This is a genomic window from Brevibacillus sp. AG (assembly GCF_028369215.1).
GTDB lineage: Bacteria > Bacillota > Bacilli > Brevibacillales > Brevibacillaceae > Brevibacillus > Brevibacillus porteri.
This window is the reverse complement of sequence record NZ_JAQMYO010000004.1, coordinates 348667-369866: the sequence shown is the minus strand read 5'-3', so window position 1 is coordinate 369866 and position 21200 is coordinate 348667. Positions and strand designations below refer to the sequence as shown.

General features: G+C 46.8%; 18 protein-coding genes. All 18 read right to left on the bottom strand.

What is annotated here, in order from left to right:
- Positions 1-68 precede the first annotated feature (68 nt).
- Entirely contained in the window at positions 69-4574 is a 4506-nt protein-coding gene (locus tag POF51_RS13070) for an S-layer homology domain-containing protein (protein ID WP_069850961.1), read from the bottom strand.
- Positions 4575-4750: 176 nt separating this feature from the next.
- Positions 4751-5851, bottom strand: coding sequence for a glycosyltransferase family 4 protein (locus tag POF51_RS13065; protein ID WP_069850964.1), 1101 nt, complete (start codon positions 5849-5851; stop codon positions 4751-4753).
- A gap of 27 nt (positions 5852-5878) precedes the next feature.
- Positions 5879-6616: a WecB/TagA/CpsF family glycosyltransferase gene (locus POF51_RS13060; RefSeq protein ID WP_017252329.1), complete on the bottom strand. Its 738-nt coding sequence runs from the start codon at positions 6614-6616 to the stop codon at positions 5879-5881.
- Positions 6617-6741: 125 nt separating this feature from the next.
- A complete protein-coding gene (gene fabZ, locus POF51_RS13055) occupies positions 6742-7200 on the bottom strand; it encodes a 3-hydroxyacyl-ACP dehydratase FabZ (RefSeq protein WP_017252330.1) in 459 nt (152 codons plus the stop codon).
- A gap of 163 nt (positions 7201-7363) precedes the next feature.
- Positions 7364-7885 (bottom strand): CDP-alcohol phosphatidyltransferase family protein, encoded by a 522-nt coding sequence (locus POF51_RS13050; protein ID WP_069850969.1) that lies wholly within the window; start codon positions 7883-7885, stop codon positions 7364-7366.
- 131 nt (positions 7886-8016) lie between these two features.
- Entirely contained in the window at positions 8017-8271 is a 255-nt protein-coding gene (locus POF51_RS13045) for a DNA-directed RNA polymerase subunit beta (protein ID WP_017252332.1), read from the bottom strand.
- Positions 8272-8305: 34 nt separating this feature from the next.
- Positions 8306-9139: a flagellar hook-basal body protein gene (locus POF51_RS13040; protein WP_069850971.1), complete on the bottom strand. Its 834-nt coding sequence runs from the start codon at positions 9137-9139 to the stop codon at positions 8306-8308.
- A gap of 15 nt (positions 9140-9154) precedes the next feature.
- A complete protein-coding gene (locus POF51_RS13035; protein WP_069850973.1) occupies positions 9155-10123 on the bottom strand; it encodes a flagellar hook-basal body protein in 969 nt (322 codons plus the stop codon).
- A gap of 7 nt (positions 10124-10130) precedes the next feature.
- On the bottom strand, positions 10131-11147 hold the full coding sequence (locus POF51_RS13030; protein ID WP_069850976.1) for a rod shape-determining protein: 1017 nt from the start codon (positions 11145-11147) through the stop codon (positions 10131-10133).
- Positions 11148-11228: 81 nt separating this feature from the next.
- Positions 11229-11513 carry a sporulation transcriptional regulator SpoIIID gene (gene spoIIID / locus POF51_RS13025; RefSeq protein ID WP_003388385.1) on the bottom strand — a complete coding sequence of 95 codons (285 nt, stop codon included), beginning with the start codon at positions 11511-11513 and terminating at the stop codon, positions 11229-11231.
- A gap of 180 nt (positions 11514-11693) precedes the next feature.
- Positions 11694-12422, bottom strand: coding sequence for a M23 family metallopeptidase (locus POF51_RS13020; protein WP_069850979.1), 729 nt, complete (start codon positions 12420-12422; stop codon positions 11694-11696).
- Between the two features lie 87 nt (positions 12423-12509).
- On the bottom strand, positions 12510-13526 hold the full coding sequence (gene spoIID, locus POF51_RS13015; RefSeq protein WP_017252337.1) for a stage II sporulation protein D: 1017 nt from the start codon (positions 13524-13526) through the stop codon (positions 12510-12512).
- A gap of 172 nt (positions 13527-13698) precedes the next feature.
- Entirely contained in the window at positions 13699-15024 is a 1326-nt protein-coding gene (gene murA, locus POF51_RS13010; protein WP_069850981.1) for a UDP-N-acetylglucosamine 1-carboxyvinyltransferase, read from the bottom strand.
- A gap of 18 nt (positions 15025-15042) precedes the next feature.
- Entirely contained in the window at positions 15043-15786 is a 744-nt protein-coding gene (locus tag POF51_RS13005; RefSeq protein WP_017252339.1) for a YwmB family TATA-box binding protein, read from the bottom strand.
- Positions 15787-15883: 97 nt separating this feature from the next.
- Complete coding sequence (locus POF51_RS13000; protein WP_017252340.1) at positions 15884-16114, bottom strand: DUF1146 family protein; 231 nt, start codon at positions 16112-16114, stop codon at positions 15884-15886.
- A 104-nt stretch (positions 16115-16218) separates the two neighbouring features.
- Positions 16219-17751, bottom strand: a complete 1533-nt coding sequence (gene nuoN / locus POF51_RS12995) for an NADH-quinone oxidoreductase subunit NuoN (protein WP_017252341.1) — start codon at positions 17749-17751, stop codon at positions 16219-16221.
- A gap of 3 nt (positions 17752-17754) precedes the next feature.
- Positions 17755-19287: a complex I subunit 4 family protein gene (locus tag POF51_RS12990; protein ID WP_017252342.1), complete on the bottom strand. Its 1533-nt coding sequence runs from the start codon at positions 19285-19287 to the stop codon at positions 17755-17757.
- A complete protein-coding gene (gene nuoL / locus POF51_RS12985; protein WP_069850984.1) occupies positions 19280-21193 on the bottom strand; it encodes an NADH-quinone oxidoreductase subunit L in 1914 nt (637 codons plus the stop codon). The genes POF51_RS12990 and nuoL overlap by 8 nt, the downstream gene beginning before the upstream one ends.
- Between the last annotated feature and the right edge of the window lie 7 nt (positions 21194-21200).

The window sequence follows — 21200 nt, the reverse complement described above, 5'->3', positions numbered from 1 at the left end:
GAAAAAAGCTGAAGAGGCGGATGACCTCTTCAGCTTTTCTTCTATTATATATAGCGAAATATATTCACTTACTGCTTAGGCAGTTTTTTGAGTTGGACCATCACACGTACTGTGATAACAGCCATCTCTGCACGAGTCAAATTATGAGTAGGCTTGAAGCTGTAGGTTGGCTTTTTCACGGATGGGTCATTGACTTCACCGTTCATCAGCTTACCTTTGCTGACAGCCAGCACAGATGGAGCTGCATAGTAACTCACATCTTTCGCATCTGTAAACATTTTATTCAATGCCACTTTGGATGCATCGAGCGTAGCCAATTTCATGTTGAGCGCACGCGCAATCATGATTGTTGCTTCTTCACGCGTCAGAGAATCATCTGGGCGGAAGTAGCCTGGCTGTTTTCCACGAATAATCCCAGCGCGAGCAGCCGTCTCGATGTACTTGTACTCATAATCCCATGTATTCCGATTAGGACGGACATCCGTGAAGGTAGGCTCTAAAGGATCACGTTCATTGCTATCCTTATATGGACCTGCGTTAATTGGCAGTGCCAACGCTTTTACCAGCATTGTGGCAAATTCGCCGCGTGTCATGTCACGGTTTGCACCAAAACTGCTTCCACTGTATGCTGGCATAATGCCTTTTGCATACAAGGTCTCAATCGCATCACGAGCAAAATCATGAGTAATGACATCATCGTAGGATTCTCTTGTTTTCATGACCATGTAATATCCAAAACCATGAAACGGTACCTGTATGCTCTTCTTACCAGTATCCACTACGCCACTAATGTTTTTCCATTCGTCACCATTGTGATAGAAAACAGTTAGAATGTTATTCGCTGCGTTTACGATGGAAGGATCGTATTTGATGGAAAGAGTACCGCGAAGGCTTGGGACAAGATTATCTTGCCAACGGCTCTTGAAGTCTTCCGCATCGCCTTCATCAAGGTATGGATCACGTCCACCCGGTGCTTCGGTATCACCTGCATCAACATAATACAGCGGACTTGCATAGTTAAAGTTGGCTTCCAATACCAGTCGTTCTTCCAAATTATCCTCGTCGATGCTTACTTGTCCTGTTGTACGGTCTGCCATACCGAAATAAAGCGGTACATCGACAAAAATATCTCCGTTTGGATTCTTCACTTCTTGACCAGCACGACTGTCATCTGGTGACAGCAACACGGTACCTTTCGGGAACTTCAGTTCGAACTTCTTATCAAATACACTGAAAGTGGTTTTCTTTCCTAACACATCACGATATTCTGCACCATTTACAGACGAGCCCGCATTATAAATTTTGATTTCGTCCTTATAGGTACTATCTCCTACCACGACAGAGAATTTTACTGTGTTTAGACCTTTTTTAAGTGCAACTGTAGAAGTAAACACATAGTAAGTCTCTGGGATAGTCTTCCCTTGGTCGTCATCGTAATAGAAGTCAGGGTTAGTTGTATTCGTTACTTTTGCTTCTGTTTTACCGAACAAAACTTTGTCCGCATTTTCTGCAAACACTTTCACAACTGCACTATTGCTATTCACGATGATGTATGGGTCATTTTCTTTTGCTTTTACTGGAGAAAGAACTTCCCAGCTGGAATATTTCTGATCGATATTGATGTCATAGCGAATGACAGTACCATTGTCATCTTCTGCTACAATCGTATAGACCGTTGACCCACCCTTTTTCAGAGTCAGAGGGAAGAGGGCCAGTTTCTTTTCCTGTTCTTTGGCATCAGTCACAGCATCTTGCACTTCTTCAACAAGATCGCCATACTTCTTCGTGCTCATTTTCCCTCCAAATCGGGAACGAGACTGTGAATCAATGTTGTGCTCATCGAACAGGTCTTCCAAATCGTTATTCAAAGCTGCTTCCAGACGAGTCTTTACGTATTCCTGATTCGTCGTGTCTTGATCCCAATCTCCACTCTTGTAGCGGAAATCATTGATCCGTTTTCCATTCTTTTCGATATATACATGTGTTGCATCATTTACAGTAAAGCTCAGGCTGCTCAAGAAGTTGGCACCCGTCTTATAGGATGGGTCTCCAGCTTTTTTCATCAGCTCTTCGGTTTTACCATTGGAGATGATCTCCAGCTTCACATCCTCTACAGATGGCGTCTTGGATGTGTTATATGAAACATTGTAGGTAAACACGGTTTTTGGATCGTCTTTTAACGTGATTTTCAGGACGTTGTTGCCCTTTTTATAACCGAGTTGGTCTTTTTGAATCAAGAATGTGCCCTTGTTGGTATCGATATCAGTAATGTTGATAGTTGCTCCGTTCAACGTCGCCTCAACATTACCCGACTTCAATACGTAGTTGTACACTTTCCCGTCAAGATTTCGGATATCGTTCTCACTCTTCACTTGATATCCGTCTTCGAAGCTACGAACCTGTCCAGTTGCATCTACGTAGGTGATTTGCGCAAATGGAGTAATACGAATATCCAGTGTATAGGCAGCAGATGTCGATGCTGTACCGCCATTATATCCAATTACCAATTTACCCTGACCCTGTGGAAGCTTTCTCAGCGTAAGTGTAAATCCATCGGTCGCTGTCTGGATAACATAGTCAGTCCCTGCCGCCAGTGTTTGTCCGTTGTAGGTAATGTTTACAGTAGAGTTTGGATTCGAGATATTTTGTGTGACGACCTTCAATTCCAGCGGCGAAGTAACAATCGTATTTGCAGCCGTTGGAGACAACTCTTGTGCATTAGCCAAATTGATCACTTTTGTAATATTTGGCTTCGTGCTGTCCAAGTACTTGAACTCGTACTCGTAGTTCGCAACATTAATAAATCCAGATGGAGATGTTACGGTATTATTCGATGCTTTTGTCAAGTACTGGTAGCTCAATGATACTTTGTACGTTTTTCCATCCTGGAAGACTCCTGCTGGTACTCCCAGATTAACCGCATATTCGGTAAAACCACTTTGCGGATTGCCGATCGGTGTAAATGATAATCCATTTCCACTCTTATATTCAGTCTTAGTTCCGCCTTCGAAAATCGTGACCTTGAATTCCTGGAACTGCTGCTCACCAGCAATATCTACAAATTTCAGTAGTGCCGCACCATTCAGTGTCATAGCTGGAGAATACGTTGCGCCTGTTACCGTAGATAGTTGGTTCGGCTGTAGCGTTACTCCACCCAGCATTACTTTGTAAAACTGATCAGAGCTTCCGGATGATGTAGTGGTGACCAACAGCTTGCGGACGAATGTCCCTACTTCTTTATTTTGGTTAAACACTCGGATTTCCAAGGTGTTTTCACCAAGCTGCGATGGTACACTCAATCCAAAAGATCCGGTGCGGTTCACCTGCGTTTTGACTACGTCACCTGTACGCAGGTTTTTCACTTCAACTGTATCTGCATTGAGTGCTTTCCCGTCCATGTTCAAATTCAGACGGTTGGTCGAAGGAACTGTGATATAAGTCGGACTCGAAGTGACATTCGGATCGTTAAGTGGTGTATCATTCACTTTCAAATCACTAACGAGTGGTGTGTTGTTGTATTGAACATAGAACTGGTAGTGCTCTTTCGTTACATTACCAACCTTTTCATAGAAGGCGATCTGATTCAGACCTGGCTTCAGGCTGATATTGCCGAATGTAAAAGTGCTTCCATTAATTGATGGAGCAGTATTCGATAAATCCTGGACGGTCTGGCCGTTGTTCGTAATCAGCTTGATTCGCAAGCTGCTTCCGGTTACACCACTGCCGTACGAACCAATCAGTGTGATTGTGGAGTCGCCATAAACCACTGGGTTATACGCTGTCGTTCCACCTGAAAAGTTTGTAATCGAAATCGGGCTATTCTGCGAGTTGTACTCGTAATAAATAACGTCACGTTCACCTGTATTCGGTGCATAAAGCTGTACAGCATTCAGACCAGGAGATAAATCAATATCTGGCAATACGCCTCCTGCTCCATTTACAGTTCGAACGGTCACTCCGTTTACTTGGACTTCGACAGCCTGTGTTTTATCCACTGCGGCTGAGATGCTATAGGTGTATGGCAAGCCCGTTACTGTTCGGCTTGTTACCTTTTTTGGATCGCTTTGATGCTCACCTTGCCCAGTATTCGTGAATTGTAGCGGGCCTGTTCCCGAGGCGGCAGGGGTTGGTGTGTACTGGAAGTAGATCTCTGTTGTATCATTTGTTGGATCTAGCGTTACTTTTGGTCTTACCGTAACTTTAGTCACTGCCCCACTGCTGTTCAGTTGAAAATCCGGCAGTGTAATTTTGTCGTTTGCGAATAGTTGGTTATTCGCAAGGGGAACCCCATCAATTGCTACATCAACACCTTGACCATTTTTCGAGGTATCCTTGTATAAAAGCTCGACACCATATATCAATTTCGATTTGGTCTTGATTGGGGTACTGTACGCATAACCGTTACCGCTACCAGTCGCAAGATAGGCAGTTGGCGTCTTGATACCAGCCCCAGTATTCCAGTTGGAACCAAGTGCCGCAAAAGCAGGTACGGCAGGCAAAACACCTGTAACAATCAGCATCATCGTCAGGCACATCGCCAGCCAGCGACGGAATTGTTGATAGGACTTATTCATTTTTTCACCTCTCTGTGTTATTATGAATCGCTTTTTTGTCCCGCATTAGAAATTATCGGGCATAATCCTTCTCCCTTTATTTATCGGACAATTCCCTTCTATACTTAAGTGTTTCCCCCTAAATATTGGCGAAAAAAAGCCCTAGCACCAAAAGGATGCTAGGGTTCTGCTTATTTCTAATTCGTCCGACGCTGTTGATCGGTCTGTTTAATTTTAATCCGTCGATATGCATTGATCAGTGGACGGTGACGTCGGCTAACGAGTCCAACGATCTCCGTTCCGAGATGAATAACGATTAGCAGTGCGACCATGACAATAATCGTGGTCCACTTCGTCGTCTTCGTCAACAGAATAGCCATCATTCCAAAGAAAATGCTGATCGAGTAAATCATGAGTACAGTCGAACGATGGGACAGACCCATGTTTAGCAAACAGTGATGCAAATGCCCTTTGTCTGGGCTCGAAATCGGCTTTTTGTTCACGATCCTGCGCACGATGGCGAAGAACGTATCCCAAAGCGGTACACCCAGCACAACGATGGGAATGATAAAGGAAACGAACAACGCTTCTTTGAAGCCCATGATCGACAGAGCAGCCAAGTTAAAGCCCAAGAAAAGCGAACCAGTGTCGCCCATGAACAGACGGGCCGGATGAAAGTTAAAGTAGAGAAAACCCAGGATCGCTCCGAGGAGCACGAAACAGTAGGTCGCTACCTTGTAATCGTCCATCAACAAGGCCATAACGCCCATTGTCCCTGCTGCAATTGCTGACACACCGGCCGACAGCCCATCGAGACCGTCAATCAAGTTCACCGCATTCGTTACACCGACAATCCAAAACATCGTGATCGGAATCGCGAGCCAGAAGAGCCAGCCACTGCTGAAATCAATGCTTCCACTATACGGCAGATTCACGACACCGATCTTCAAACCAAAAGGAATGACGACAATCGCTGTTGCGACTAGCTGTCCGAGCAGCTTCCACTTCGGCGAGAGCTGGTATTTGTCATCAAGCATACCAACGACCATCACGATCGTGCTTCCGATGAAAATTCCCAACATTTCCGATAGGCTTGTATACGGGACAAAAAGGAAGAACGCAACCAGATATCCGATATAAATAGCCAAGCCACCCATACGTGGCATGATTCTCGTGTGTACCTTGCGCTGGTTCGGGGCATCCACTGCGCCTACTTTTACAGCCAAGTTTTTTACATACGGTGTTGCAATAAACGATATGATCAGCGAAGTCAGAAATCCGAGGATTAGTGTAGACATCGACTGTTCTCCTCTCTACGGATGCATCTAGGAACGGCTACTCCATTTTTCTTTCAGTACGGTTAGAACAAACCGAGGAATAGCCAGTTGACGCTTCCAGCGAGAAGGCTCGGAAGCAAGTCGATAAAACCATTCCAAATGCAGTTTTTGCCAAATCTCAGGAGCGCGCTTCACTTTCCCGGAAATGACGTCAAAGCTTCCGCCTACCCCCATCATCAGGGAGGCATTTAACTGATCGCGATACTTCGCCATCCATTCATCTTGTCTGGGCGCACCCAGTGCGACGAACAGGAGCTGCGGTTTCGCTTCGGCAATTTCTTGTACAATTTGAGTTTCTTCCTCTGGACGAAAATAGCCATCCCGACATCCGACGATTCGGGCGTTCGGATAACGTGCACTCAATTTGTCTTTTGCCAAATGAATGACATCCGGCTTGGCGCCAAGTAAATACACGCCCCACTGATGTTGATCGGCTTTGGCCATGAGCGCTTCCAGCAGTTCCACACCCGTAACGCGCTCATAAATCGGCTGATTCGTCCATTTAGCAGCGTACACGATCCCAATTCCATCTGGAACGACATAGGCTTGTTCTACAATAGAACGGAAAGCGCGATTCTCTCTCGCTACCATGACGATTTCCGGATTGGCAGTCACCACGTGGGTCTTTTGACCGTTTTGTATACGCTCTGTTATATGATCGATAGTCTCACGGAAGCCGCGAGTCGTAAATGGCACATCTAATATCGTTGCGACCTGTTTGGTCATTTCTTCACCTTCAAGTGCTTGTTATTAAATCAATGTTTAAAAAGACGACTTTTTAAACTACCTTATTCATGCATGGAGATACCCATTAGCCATTCTACCCGAAAAGAAAGGCACATTCAAGATGATCATGAATGTGCCTTATTTCCTGCCGTTAGGGCAAACATCAATCCACCCTCTGCTACTACTTTCCCATTTACCAATGCTTTTCCATGCCCTTTGCCGACGGTACCACGCACACGAGTAAGCTCAACCTCAAGTACCAGCGTATCTCCCGGCTTCACCTGATCTTTGAAACGGAATTCATCAATACCTGCAAACAGTCCGATTTTTCCTTGATGTTCCTCCATGCTGAGCATCGCTACTGCCCCAACCTGTGCCAATGCTTCCACAATAAGGACACCAGGCATGACTGGATAACCAGGAAAATGGCCTTGGAAAAACGGTTCATTAACCGTGACATTTTTAATTCCAACTGCTCTTTTTCCTAACTCCAGCTCTTCGATTTTATCTATCAGCAAAAACGGGTAACGATGCGGGATGATTTCCTGAATTTGCATAATATCCAAAGGCGCTTTGATTTCCATTATGTATCGCTCCATTTCCATACTTAACTAGACTTGTCTATGCATGAATACCCTTTGACCAACGAAACAATATACATAACTCCCGCCCCAGTTGAACTGACAAGCGGGGTTAAGATAAAAGGGGCACTTCCTCCCAAAAAGCGGGAAGTGCTCTTTTTCACCCTTACACGCAGTTCAATAGTCGAGCCTTTGCCAGATAAATCGCGCTCGCAATAAATGAGAACGCTATAACAGACCAAAGTATCGCTTCACTGTACTCATAGCGATACATTACCAGCGGAATGACAACATACAAAAGGACAGTTGTCAGCTTGCCGTAGGCGTTTGCCGGGACGGTTTTTTTCCCGCGGAAGTGGTAAACAGCTCCTGTTACTATCATTGCCAGATCGCGCACAAAGAAAAACAGGGCAGCCCATATACTGATTCGATCTGTCAAAAATAATGAGGCGATGACCGCCAGCATCATTAATTTATCTGCCAGAGGATCTAACATCATTCCGATGGTGGTCACAAGCTTATGCTTCCGCGCGATGTACCCATCCGCAATATCGGTCACTCCCGCCAAAATCAAAATGCCTAAAGCGATTTCAACATGATACGGAAACACCGAAAAAAAGACATACAGGTACAAAGGGATGAGCACGATGCGAAAGATCGTAAGCAAATTAGGAAGATTCACGGACATCCCTCCGTATTCAAATCGTCACTTCCTTTTTCAACCACTCGCCCTATTATACTCTGTGGACAAACACCACAACAAGTCCTCGAAAAAATAGGAGCCCCAACCATAGGGTTCGGGCTTGTCCAGCTTCGTTTTTACGTATCTTCAAACATTAAATCCCACATATGTTTGTAGGTTCCCAGATCGAATACGTCAGACATTGGCTGCTTTCCAACCCCACCGTATCCGATCATCAGACCGATGACCAGTGAGAAAAACAGCAGGAGTGGGACCAGCACCATCTTGGCAACTCTCAGCCGCCAATTTTTGCCGCTCCGTTCCCGCTCTTTTCCTTTTGACTTAACCTCTTCGGTCTGACGCGGGAAACGTTTGCTCTTCCCTTGTTCCATGCTCCTCTCCTCCGTCATGCTGAAATTATATGGGTTATCTGCTTCTCAGTTGGTTAGCAATGCCCATCATTTGATCACTGATGCCGACTGCACGTGAGTTCAATTGATACGCACGCTGAATGTTCACCAGTTGGGACATTTCCTCTGTCATGCTTACATTGGAGCCTTCCAATGCTCCTTGTCGAAGTGTAGCATCACCTGTAATGAGGGCATTCGTGTATTTGGTAGTTGGATTTGCACCGGAATCTAACTCAGCATCAAACAGATTCTGACCGACTTGCTGCAGCTGATCAGGATTGTCTACTTTCCAAAGACCGATATTGCCGTAAGACACTCCATTTGCAGTAAGTGCTCCCTCGGCAGTAATTTGAATATTGGTGACTGGCTCTGGCAATACAATATTTACGCCGTTTTCGTCTGTTAAAATGTGACCAGAGGTAGTGTGCAATACATAACCTTGTTCATCATCATCGAATGAGACCTTGAAAGAGCCATCGCGTGTCAATCGATTTTCCTCTTGAATGACATTGCCAGTAGCGTCCTTGATCTTGTGAGTGACAAGAAAATACCCGTTTCCCTCAACCAACACATCTGTTGGCACATCAGTAACTTTCACACTACCTTGACCGAGATCCAGCTTGGTCATGCCAAGACGGGCACCGCTTCCGATCCGAATCCCCACTGATGTATTCCGATTTTGATTGTCTGCTGCCGGCTGTTCATTCATCGAATCGGAGAGAAGCTCGGAAAACGATGCGACCCGGCGTTTGTACCCGATTGTATCAATATTCGCCAGATTGTTGGCTGTATTGTCCAACGCTTGCTGAATACCGCGCATAGCTGATGTGGAAATATTAAGCGACTGCATCTTTCCTACCTCCTATTATCCGTTAACACGACCGATTTCATTAGCAGCCTTATCCAACGTACCATCAATCGTTGTAATGACCCGTTGGTTCGCTTCATAAGCGCGAAGAACACTCATCATGTTCGTCATGGTTTGGCCAGGGTCTACATTGGAGCGCTCACGCCAACCTTGTTGCATACCGTATCGACCTGAAATCGTAGGTGTAGCGTACGTACCTGCTGCCAGAGCTGCTTGATCGTTTGCTTCAGCAACATCAATCGCTTCGACGTCCATGTCGCCTTCCCAACGGAATACATTGGTTCCCTCACGAACCAGCATCAAGGGATTGGTTACTACAGCCAGTCCCAAACGAGGATGCGCTGCCAAAGATTGATATTCATTCGTGTTCGGGTCTTTGTACAACAATTCGCCAGCTTCGTTGATCTTCAAATCTTGTCCAGCATTAATTCCACTAACTGGGTCATTAACTTGAATCGCCTGATTTTGATTGTCCAAAACATAGTACCCATCAGCCGTTACCAAGTAGCCTTCCGCATTCACGCTCCAGTTACCGTTTCGCGTGTAGCGAATATCCTCTTCTTGAGCTGGCTGCGTCAAATCCTCAATCCGCGCCACACTGTAAAACAACCGTCGCTCATTCCCATCCGGATCTGGCTGAATATTGTCCATCAACGCAAGATCATACGGATTGCGTGTCTCTTCAATATCCCCCTGCGCAAAATTCGGTAGCGCCTCCGACATGTATACCCCTGTGTGCAAACGCCCGATAATGGCAGGCTGTCCAGGCATAGTAGGGATGCCCGGAACATCCAGTCCTTCCTTATCATTCATGCGGGAGAGCAATTGCTCCGGAAATGCACGCATGACACCCACGTCCTGTTTGAACCCGGGTGTATTGATATTTGCTAAATTGTTCGCCAGCGATTCTTGCCTGTTCTGCAAAGCCAGCATGCCAGATGCAGACGTATACAAGCCTCTGATCACTTAAATCTTACCCCCTGAATAATCGCTTATTCGAGTGAGCCGGCATCTTGTCCAAATAGTCCAGCATCATTCCTGTTCCTTTTGCAACGCACATCATTGGCTCGTCCGCTACCAGCACAGGAACCTTCAGCTCCTCTGCCAGAATCTCGTCAATACCGTGCAATAATGCGCCGCCACCGGTCAGGAAAACACCCTTATCAATTATATCGGCAGAAAGCTCCGGAGGTGTTCGTTCTAAAACAGATTTTGAGGCTTGTACAATCGCACTCACCGACTCAGCCAGGGCTTCCTGGACTTCAGTGGAGCGGATGGTAATCGTTTGCGGCAAGCCGCTTACCATGTCTCGACCCCTAATGTCCATTTCGTCCTGGCGTCCGCCGGATACGGTTCCAATCTGAACCTTGATATCTTCAGCCGTACGCTCACCAATCAGCAATTTGTATTTATTTTTTATGTAACGCATAATAGCCACATCGAATGTATCGCCTGCTATTTTAATGGAGGAAGACGTGACAATATCGCCCATCGACAATACCGCTACATCGGTCGTTCCCCCACCGATATCCACTACCATATTACCGGACGGCTGAAAAATGTCCATACCTGCCCCAACTGCGGCAACTTTCGGTTCTTCTTCGATAAATACTTCTCTTGCTCCACCGCTGCGCTCAGCTGCTTCGCGAATTGCTTTTTGCTCAACAGACGTGATGTTGGTCGGGCAGCAAATCAAAATACGCGGACGGGCAAACATGCTCTTTCCACCAATTTTGTTCAAGAAGTGCTTCAGCATAGCCTCTGTGATTTCAAAATCCGCGATAACCCCTTCTCGCAAAGGTCGGATCGCTACGATATTTCCTGGGGTACGGCCTACCATGCGATAGGCTTCATTTCCCACGGCCAAAACTTTTCTGGTTTTACTATCTATTGCCACGACAGATGGTTCGTCTAGGACAATTCCCTTGCCTTTTACAAAAACCAAGACATTGGCCGTGCCCAAGTCGATTCCGATATCTTTGCCAAACATGAAAGGTCCTCCCTGATTACCAGTTACATTTCTACCTAATATCATAGGCTCTTCTACGTGAGAGGACAAGGAAATTCTTTCTTACACACTCTCCTCCTGTTCTACTCGTACTTTTTTACTACGCCGTTTGTACTTTATTTTGGTCGCTTCGCCTCCCCGAAGATGTCTGATGGCTTTGTGATATTCCAAAATTTCCTTTACCTGGTTCGCCAACTCTGGATTTATCTCAGGCAGCCGCTCAGTCAAGTCCTTGTGCACAGTACTTTTCGAAACACCGAACTCTTTAGCGATCATCCGAACCGTATTTCTTGTCTCTACAATATATCGGCCGATTTTGATGGTCCGCTCTTTGATGTAGTCGTGCACATTACTCGCCTCCTTGTATCTACATTGTCTGATACAATATATGGGTGCGTAGGGACACATATTCTACGTTTCCAAGCCTGACAAGCCAGCACGGCCGCATCTTTTTTCAACAGTTTGTACCACACGCAAAAAAACACCCGCAATTGTTGTATTTTGCAGGTGTTTTTCTAAATTCATCGGTTATTGATTTTTTACTTCCGTTTCAGCCTGAATCAAGTATTGCTCTGGATTGACAGGCTTGTTATCGATGCGAACTTCAAAGTGAAGATGTGCGCCAGCGTCTTTTTCAAAGGTGTTGCGCCCAGCAGACCCGATTACTTGACCTTGTGTCACTTCATCGCCTGGTTTGACTGTTACACTTTCCAGACTTTGATATACCGTAATCATTTTGTCTGCGTGCTCAATCTCAATCTCGTTGCCGACAAGTGGATCGTTCACCACTTTTACTACTTTACCCGCAAGAGCTGCGATGACATCAAAGCTCTTACCGTCCGTAGATACGAGGTCAATACCTGTATGTGGGTAGAAGGTATTGTCGAAGCTCACCAATGCTTTTTGCTGATTGTCCTTGGAGGCTTTCTCATCGTAGTAGTTCATGCCCACATTGTACTGCACGCCTTTTCCTACTGGCCAAGCGAGTGGTTGTACGCCACTTGTAGCAGGTACCGCTTCTTCGTTTTGCGGTGTAGTCGTCTCAGGAGCTGCAGGAGTTGTCACTGCCACGCCATCTCCGCTATTCGTCATTTTGGATACCGTGTCCATGACATTGCCCTGATACCACATCACAAAAGCGAGAATGATTGCTGCGGTGCCGATGTAGATTGCAGGAAACGCCCATTTCTTGCCCAAAACTTTTTTCCAAGAACTTGCCTTCTTGAATGGAATTGGTTGATTTTTTTGATCTTCCATTTTATTCATCACCTCATCCCTCAGTATCGCCAGAATTTTGACGTATAAACCTGAGAGAGTAGGGAAAAGTAAAAATTTGCTTTTCTTTTAAGCTGGGATCACTCTTGAATACACTTGCAGACTAATTCCTTGATAGAAGTGCTTGACGATTTGCTCCGCGCTTTTCCCGCTTTTGGCCATTCCATTTGCTCCCCACTGGCTCATGCCGACACCATGACCGTACCCTTTGGTCGTAATGAAAACCTGATTGCCGCGCAAGTCCAACGTAAAGGAAGAAGAATTCAAATTGAGCTTTTCACGAAACTCTCTACCTGTAAACTCCTTGCCGCCAATGCTGATGGTTCCTACGCGATTTCCGGTTGTACGCGATTCGATCCGATACCAGGAACCATTGGTAGAAGCCTCCTGCGTGAGCTTGACGCCCAAATTCTTTTCTAGCTCCACAGTGGACATGACGACCGTTTCCTCATAGCGAGGAGATTGAATATCCCAAGGACTCGCAACGCTCTTCAAATAAGGAATGGGCTTTTCCCAATATTCATCCGAGTTTTCTGTAAAACCATTACTGGTGGAAAAAAACGTCGCGTCAATGGGCTCGTTCTGGTAGGTCAGGATAATCCCTGCTGTCGCCATAACTGCCTGCTGAATTCGTTTGTTTTTCCATTCGTACTGATCTCCCCAACGCTCACGCCGCTGGTGCTCATCCATATAAACTTGATGCTGCACCGTATCCAAGACCTGACCACCTGATGGCACATCATCAAATTTGCCCTCTTTTACTCGTCGCACGATATAGGTCCTGGCCGCCAACGCCTGTGCTTTTAAAGCCTCCAGCTCGAACTCAGCTGGCATTTCCGCCGCTACGACTCCGGTAATATACGTTTCTAGCGGCAATGTTTCCACAGCTTTTTTTTCTGTACGGTACACCTTTACTGGCATAGAAGAAGCCGATTCCTTCATCGCCGGTATGGCAGGCTCCGTGACGGCCACAGTCGGCTGACTGACAGGACCTATTTCTGGTGAAAACCAAAAGACCAGAGCAGCAGGCATCAGGACGAGCAAGATCGGCAAAGCGATAAACCACATGAGTAGATAGCGTTTCATGCATGAGATCCTCCCCGTTACGTACTAGACACGAAAAGTCTGAATAACCTACTAAAGTCTATGTTTGGTAACAGAGCGGTAGAACGAGAGAATGAGAGAGTCGAGAGAACGAAAAAAAGACCCCCTGCATACGCAGAGAATCTTTCGTTTTGCCATATGGTTGACGCATTTATCAAGCAAAATTAGGAGAGAAGCTTACTTTGATGGTTTCGGAAACTGCTTTTTCACGAGCCTTTTCTTCTGGAACCATACGTTCTACATCTGCGCCCAAAGCCAGCAGCTTTTCGGTAAAGTTCACATAGCCACGGTCAATATGGTGCAGGGCAGAAACCTCAGTCTCTCCCTCCGATACGAGGCCAGCCAGTACAAGTGCTGCACCCGCACGCAGGTCAGTTGCTGCTACCTTGCTGCCTGTCAGCTTGGAACCACCTTCGACGATGGCACTGCGGCCTTCGATCTTGATGTTCGCATTCATGCGACGGAACTCTTCCACGTGCATGAAGCGGTTCTCAAATACTGTTTCGGTAACGATGCTCGTTCCTTCTGAAACAAGTAAAAGCGCCATCATTTGCGACTGCATATCCGTCGGGAAGCCAGGATATGGCAGCGTTTTGAGATCAACTGCTTTCAGTGGGCCTGTGCGGCGTACACGAATGCCGTTTTCTTGCTCCTCAATGTTCACGCCCATTTCACGAAGCTTGGCAGTCACGGATTTGAGATGATCGCAAATCGCACCTTCCACAAAGACATCCCCGCCAGTAATTGCTGCAGCAACCATGAAAGTTCCTGCTTCAATGCGGTCAGGAATGACACAATGTGTGCAGCCCTTCAGCTTTTCCACGCCTTCGATGCGGATCGAGCCTGTACCCGCTCCGCGGATTTTTGCTCCCATTCTGTTCAGGAAGTTCGCCAAATCAACGATCTCCGGCTCTTCTGCCGCATTTTCGATCAATGTGGTTCCCTCTGCCAAAGCAGCGGCCATCATAATATTTTCTGTTGCACCGACGCTAGCAATATCCAGGTAGATTTTCGCACCCTTCAATCGTCCTTCTACCGTCGCTTCAATAAACCCTTGTCCGATTTCGATCTTGGCTCCCATAGCCTCAAACCCTTTAAGGTGCTGGTCAATCGGGCGCGTACCAATGGCACATCCACCCGGGAGAGCGACACGAGCTTGTCCTTTTCTGGCTAAAAGCGGCCCCATCACGAGGAAAGATGCGCGCATTTTGCGTACCAGTTCATAGGACGCTTCTACACTCGTAAGCTTGGAAGCATCGATTGTCAGCACTTCATGATCATATGTAAGGGAGATTCCCATCGATTTCAAAAGGTCGCATATCGTCATGACATCGTCGAGAGCTGGTACGTCAGAGATGACACAAGTCCCTTCTTCTGCCAGGATAGATGCTGCAATAATAGGGAGTACGGCATTTTTGGCGCCAGATACTTTTACATTTCCAGACAATGCCTTACCACCACGGACAATAATTTTATCCAATGTGTACCCCTCCGCGTGCTAATATTCCACAGTGATGATTGGTGTACCTACAGTAATCCATGTTCCAGAATGGCTGTCACGATGCGTAGCCACCTGTAGATTCATCTTTTGACCGTTTAACGCGATGAATGATTCCCACATAGGGGTATACCCTGAAATGCTGACAACCGTCTCATCTTGCAAACGTTCTAATTCTGTCGCCTGGAGAGTACCAAAAATCGACAATATTTTACCCTCCTGTTGGTCAACACCCATCTTAACATTGTACAATCCGCGAATACAAGTGCTAATTTGCGGAATAAAGTCGGCGCTTTGCAGGGCATTCGTGAAGGTTTCCTGTACTTGTCCAATATATAGTAGGGAATCACGGTTTCCAGATAACTGAAGTACTAGATATACAGAAAATGCTCCATTTTTAGGAACTGCTGTCACCTCGTAGCTCAGATCCACGCCGTTTTGTGTGTATGTAGTCCTATATGCAAGTATGTTGTGCTTACGCGATTGTTCGCTTGGGGAAAACGGAATCTCAAGTTGTTGTGCCCATTTCGTCGCCAACTCTTTTACTTGTTCAGAACGCAGGCCTTCTCCCATCGCCGTACGCATACGTACCTGAACCGATACACCCGTTGCGCCCGTATCTTCTAGTACTTTCATCATTTCTGTCACAACCGGCTTTTCTTCCTTTGCTTGTGCAGGCATCCAATACACGGCCCCCATCACGAGCAATAGAGCCAGCACGCACCAACCAGACCATTTCCCCATTGATATCCTCTCCCTATGCTTACATGTATCTCTTTGTACTTCTCATTTTGTACATGTAGCTGGGTGGATATACCAGCGAATCGTCGTCTTTGGGTATTTAGTTGAACAAATTCCCGAATGTCAGGGACCAGCCCAAGTAATCAAGGAAAAAGCGGGATAGTTCATATCCAATCACAATGGAAAGAAAAATTTGCAACAGCTTCGCCTGAACGCCATTTGGTTTTTTCAAAATCTTATCAAAGCGAAAGGATTGCAACGCCCACCAAGCGAGCCCAATAAACGCAATCGATAAAACGATACTCAACAAGCCATATACTTCTTGTGGCATGCTCGTTACCTCCTCATTGCCTATCCGAGAATCATAGAAAAAGGGACGGCCCGATTACGAGCCATCCCTTCTATTGTACCTGAAGTGCTATTCAGTTACGAGTATCACTGAGAGCTGGGAGAGAGCATGTTCCCAAAATCAAAGGACGGATTGAAATGAATTTGGATATAGTCGGTGACCAGACCCGGGAAAGCACCGAAGAATACGGTAGCAATTGCCATGATGAGAATAAACGTCCAAATGCCTTTTGGCACGACCATTGGTGCTTCGGTTGTCCCAGGACGCATGTACATCTGACGAATAATCCCAAAGTAGTAGTAGTAGGAAATGACGCTGGTGATGATCATAATCGCCGCCAGCCAGTAGTTTTCTACCACTAATGTACCCATGAACAGATAGAACTTCCCGAAGAAGCCAACCGTAATCGGGATACCTGCCAAGGACAAGAGGAAGATGCTCATCGCAACCGCCATAACTGGTGAGCGATGATACAATCCGGCGAATCCTTTCAAATCCTCTGTCTCTTGCTCACGAGATACAACCATAATCACAGCGAAAGCACCAAAGCTAACCAGCAAGTAACCGAACAGATAGAAGATCACTTCGCTGAAAAAGAGAGAGGTCGGTGGTACAAACGGCACGAGCAAATAGCCCGCTTGTGCAATGCCTGAATAAGCCATCATACGCTTGACGTTTGTCTGCCTGAGCGCCATCGTATTCCCGATAATCATCGAGGCCGCTGCCATTATCCCTAGATAGAGGCTTCCCTCTTCGAAAAAGAACCGTCCTGATCCCGTTCCATTGGAAACGTTGAAAAACGAGATCATCATTACTCGAAAAATCAGCGCGAACCCTGCTGCTTTTGACACAACTGCCAGGAAAGCAGTGACCGGGGTAGGAGCACCTTGATAGACATCTGGCGCCCACATGTGGTTAGGCGCTGCAGATATTTTGAATGCAAGACCTACTGCGAGAAACGCAAACGCCGTATAGACGAGGAACTGATAGCCCGCCATTCCCGCTTCTGCCAATCGGAATGAGATTTCATAAATATGTGTGGTTCCCGTGAGACCGTACACGTACGACATCCCAAACAGGAGCACAGCCGTGGCAATACTTCCCGAAACGACGTATTTGAACGCCGACTCGTTGGAAAGCCGCGATTTTTTTCGCAATCCGACCAGTACATAGGACGAGAGAGACAATAGCTCAAGTCCCACAAACAAGGTAATCAAGTCAGCCGACGAAGCCATGACCATAGCCCCGAGAAGCCCGGTCAGCAGCAAATAGTAATACTCGCCTCTGTGCTGGATTTCCCCTGATTTCAGATAGGACAGCGAGATGAGAATGGCAAAAGCTGTACCTGCCAGGAAAATCAGCTTGAACGCATTGCCGTAATCATCGATTCGGATCATGTCGATCATGTAGCTGTATGGCTTATCGAGAGCATTCATATTGATGATCACAAAGATCGCCGCTATGACCGTTGCCAGGAAGGATAGCCAACCAATGACCTGCTTGCCTAGGCGTTTGCCCGCAAAAAGATCCAGCAGTGATAAAAAGGTAGCAAAGCCCAGAATGATAAACTCGGGCAGAAGGTAGCTCCAGTCATATGAGAAAATATCTTTAACCTCCATGGATTACCCTCCTATTCCCGTTACGATAGGTACGATCGTTTTCAGTGCCTGCTGCATCGGATTCCCCAGAACTGCTGGATAAACCCCAATGAGAATAATACATCCCAATAGGACTACCATCGGAATGACTTCCATCGGCTGTGCATCAGCAAGTCCTGTACATCTACCTGGAGTAGGGCCAAAAGTCGTTTTCAAGATCGCTCTGAGTAAATAAACTGCGGTGAGGACAATCCCAATCGCTCCCACTGCTGCCATTACTGGCAAACGACCAAACAGACCGAGGAAGGCAAAGAACTCACTAATGAATCCGGACATGCCCGGAAGTCCGAGTGAAGCCATCCCGCCTGCCAACAACACACCGCTGACAAACGGCATGGACTTGGCTAAACCGCCCAAATCGTCGAGCATCGATGTCTGCGTCCGATCCCAAATGACACCGATCAAGAAGAAGAGCAGTGCTGAGATAAAGCCGTGGGATACCACCTGGAACATCGCTCCCTGAAACCCGATCGTGTTCATCGATGCGAAACCGAGCAAGACGATACCCATATGGCTGATACTGGAGTAAGCCAGCACCATTTTTAAATCCTTTTGTACGAAGGCCAGCACAGCTCCATACAAAATGTTGATAATCCCCAAAACTGCCATCCACGTAGAGAAATCATAGGCCTGCTCTGGGAAGAAGCCGATTCCCATCCGCAAAAGACCGTATGCCCCCATCTTCAGCAAAATACCGGAGTGAATCATGACGATAGAAGGTGGAGCCTGTACGTGTACGCGTAGCATCCACGTGTGGAACGGAAATACGGGCAGCTTGATCGCAAAAGCGATAAATAGCGCTAGGAAGATGCCAAAACGCATTTCTGGCGTAAGGATTTCGGTTATCGGATGCCCTGGTGTCGTCAGGATCGCCGTGATTTCATCCATATTGAGCGTCCGCATGATGACAAAGATCACGATGAAAGCCAGCAGCATAATCCCTGAACCGATTCCGTTATACAAAAGGAATTTATTCGCTGCTTGTTCGCGCTCCCCATATCCCCAAATCCCGATGAGGAAGTACATCGGTACGAGTGTCAGCTCGAAGAAAATGAAGAACAGAAACAGATTGTCTGCAGCAAAGACTCCCAACATGCCGATCAACAACAGGTGAAACAGGATAAAATACTCCTTCTGCCTCTTCTTGATCTGCCACGAAGCAATTGCTGCGAGGGTACCGATAATCGCCGTCAGCAAAATCAATGGCATCGAAATACCATCCACACCGAGTTCATAGTTGATCTCAAAAGCAAAGACGGTACCTGCCTGAGCCATTCCAATCGGAATCGAAATCCAATTGTGCTTTTCTACGAACTGCAGATTAGCTGTCTCGTAATCAAACATGCCGAACATCCAACCTGCCAAGATAAGTGCCGGCAACGTTCCAAAAATCCCGACCTGCTTGATCACACCTGCATGTCGACTGGGGATAAAGGCCATGACGAGAATCGCCAGCAGCGGAGAGAACACCAGTGATGACAAAAGGATATTACCCAAAGAGTCCACCTCCCCTAGCCGTCAAACTGATGGCGATGATCAAGAGTAACAGACCGAATATGACCATTGCCCCATAGGACTGAATCTGCCCACTTTGTACTCTTGCGTGCAAAGATCCGATTCCTTGGGTGATTTTTGCTGTCAATCCAACCAAACCATCCACAATATACTTATCAAATACATCCAGGACAAATCCAAGCCAGCCTAATGGACGAACAATGACGTTGTGATACAGCTCATCGATGTAGTACTTCTTGTATGAGAGCTGATAGAGCCACGGCATTGTTTTTGGAATAGTGTCCGAGGAGATTGATTTCTTGCCGTACATCAGGTACGCCAGCACGACTCCAAGAATGGAGATCAACAGTGCCACAATCTGTAACCAAGATGGTGCATGCTCACTGCCTTCCCCAAAAATGCTCGTGATTGCCGTCCCTGTGTTCGTTGATAACAACCAATCAGAGAGTAATGGCGCGTACGGTGTATTCACAAAGCCCGCAACAACCGCAAGCAATGCCAAGACCAAGAGCGGACCTGTCATGACACTTGGAGATTCGTGCGCCTCGTGCTTGCCACGTGCCTTCCCTGCGAATGTCAGGAAGAACAGACGGAACATATAGAATGCGGTAAAGAATGCTGCTAGCAGCGCGATGAACAGCAAATCGTAGCGATGCGCTCCGTAAACAGCTCCCAGAATCGCTTCTTTCGACCAGAAACCAGCGAACGGAAAGATCCCCGCAATCGCCAAGCAACCGATCAAGAAAGTCAAAGCGGTAATCGGCATCTTTTTCCACAAGCCACCCATTTCGAATACATCCTGCGTATGTACGGCATGGATGACACTACCTGCTCCAAGGAAGAGCAGTGCTTTGAAAAAGGCGTGCGTCATCAAATGAAAGGAACCTGCTACATAACCAGCAGCACCAGCTACACCCAATGCCAGCATCATGTACCCGAGCTGACTGACTGTGGAATAAGCCAAGACACGCTTGATATCCCGTTGAGTCAGACCGATGGAAGCTGCAAATATGGCGGTGAATCCTCCTACATACGCCACAACTGTCAAAGCCGTATCCGATGCGATAAACAGCGGATAGGTAGCAGCGACCAAATAAACACCAGCCGCGACCATCGTTGCCGCGTGAATTAATGCAGACACAGGTGTTGGACCTTCCATGGCATCAGGTAACCACGTATGAAGTGGAAATTGACCTGATTTTCCCATGGCCCCAACGAAAATGAGGATCGCCGTGAGTGTAATCATCCATGGTTCCAGTCGTCCGAGTGCGATACTCTCAAAAATCGCCCCGTACTCGAAACTTCCGGTCCACCAGAACAACAGACATATCCCGATGAATAGAGCAAGATCCCCGATGCGGGTAACGATAAAAGCCTTTTTGGCAGCCGCTTTTGCTTCTGTCTTGAAGTAGTAGTAGCCAACGAGCAGGAAGGAGCATACCCCGACCAGCTCCCAGAAAATATATACTTGCAACAAATTTGGCGAGATTACTAATCCCAGCATGGAGAACGTGAACAGCGCCAGGTATTGATAGAACACCGGAAAGCGTTCATCCCCATGCATGTAGCCTTTGGAATAAATTTGGACCAACAGACTGACCAATGTCACAATGACGAGCATCATGGCATTCAGCGGATTCACTTCGAATCCCATGTTGATCACGATATCGCCAATATGCAGCCAATCTATCACATAATGGTAATCGGTTCCCCCACCCTGGAATCTCTCCCAGAAGATGAGCACTGCGATTCCAAAAGAAACAGCCGTCAGGGTAATGCCCACTATGGCCGCTCCTTCTTTCAATTGGCGACCAAATGAGACGATCACGATGAAAGCAAGAAGCGGAAACAGAGGGATCAGCCAGGCATATTGCATTAGAGTATCCATCTTTGTC

Coding starts and splice junctions, on each gene's coding strand:
- POF51_RS13070 (WP_069850961.1), bottom strand. CDS start 4,574: ATGAATAAGTCCTATCAACAATTCCGTCGCTGGCTGGCGATGTGCCTG.
- POF51_RS13065 (WP_069850964.1), bottom strand. CDS start 5,851: ATGTCTACACTAATCCTCGGATTTCTGACTTCGCTGATCATATCGTTT.
- POF51_RS13060 (WP_017252329.1), bottom strand. CDS start 6,616: ATGACCAAACAGGTCGCAACGATATTAGATGTGCCATTTACGACTCGC.
- fabZ (WP_017252330.1), bottom strand. CDS start 7,200: ATGGAAATCAAAGCGCCTTTGGATATTATGCAAATTCAGGAAATCATC.
- POF51_RS13050 (WP_069850969.1), bottom strand. CDS start 7,885: ATGTCCGTGAATCTTCCTAATTTGCTTACGATCTTTCGCATCGTGCTC.
- POF51_RS13045 (WP_017252332.1), bottom strand. CDS start 8,271: ATGGAACAAGGGAAGAGCAAACGTTTCCCGCGTCAGACCGAAGAGGTT.
- POF51_RS13040 (WP_069850971.1), bottom strand. CDS start 9,139: ATGCAGTCGCTTAATATTTCCACATCAGCTATGCGCGGTATTCAGCAA.
- POF51_RS13030 (WP_069850976.1), bottom strand. CDS start 11,147: ATGTTTGGCAAAGATATCGGAATCGACTTGGGCACGGCCAATGTCTTG.
- POF51_RS13020 (WP_069850979.1), bottom strand. CDS start 12,422: ATGGAAGATCAAAAAAATCAACCAATTCCATTCAAGAAGGCAAGTTCT.
- spoIID (WP_017252337.1), bottom strand. CDS start 13,526: ATGAAACGCTATCTACTCATGTGGTTTATCGCTTTGCCGATCTTGCTC.
- POF51_RS13005 (WP_017252339.1), bottom strand. CDS start 15,786: ATGGGGAAATGGTCTGGTTGGTGCGTGCTGGCTCTATTGCTCGTGATG.
- POF51_RS13000 (WP_017252340.1), bottom strand. CDS start 16,114: ATGCCACAAGAAGTATATGGCTTGTTGAGTATCGTTTTATCGATTGCG.
- nuoN (WP_017252341.1), bottom strand. CDS start 17,751: ATGGAGGTTAAAGATATTTTCTCATATGACTGGAGCTACCTTCTGCCC.
- nuoL (WP_069850984.1), bottom strand. CDS start 21,193: ATGGATACTCTAATGCAATATGCCTGGCTGATCCCTCTGTTTCCGCTT.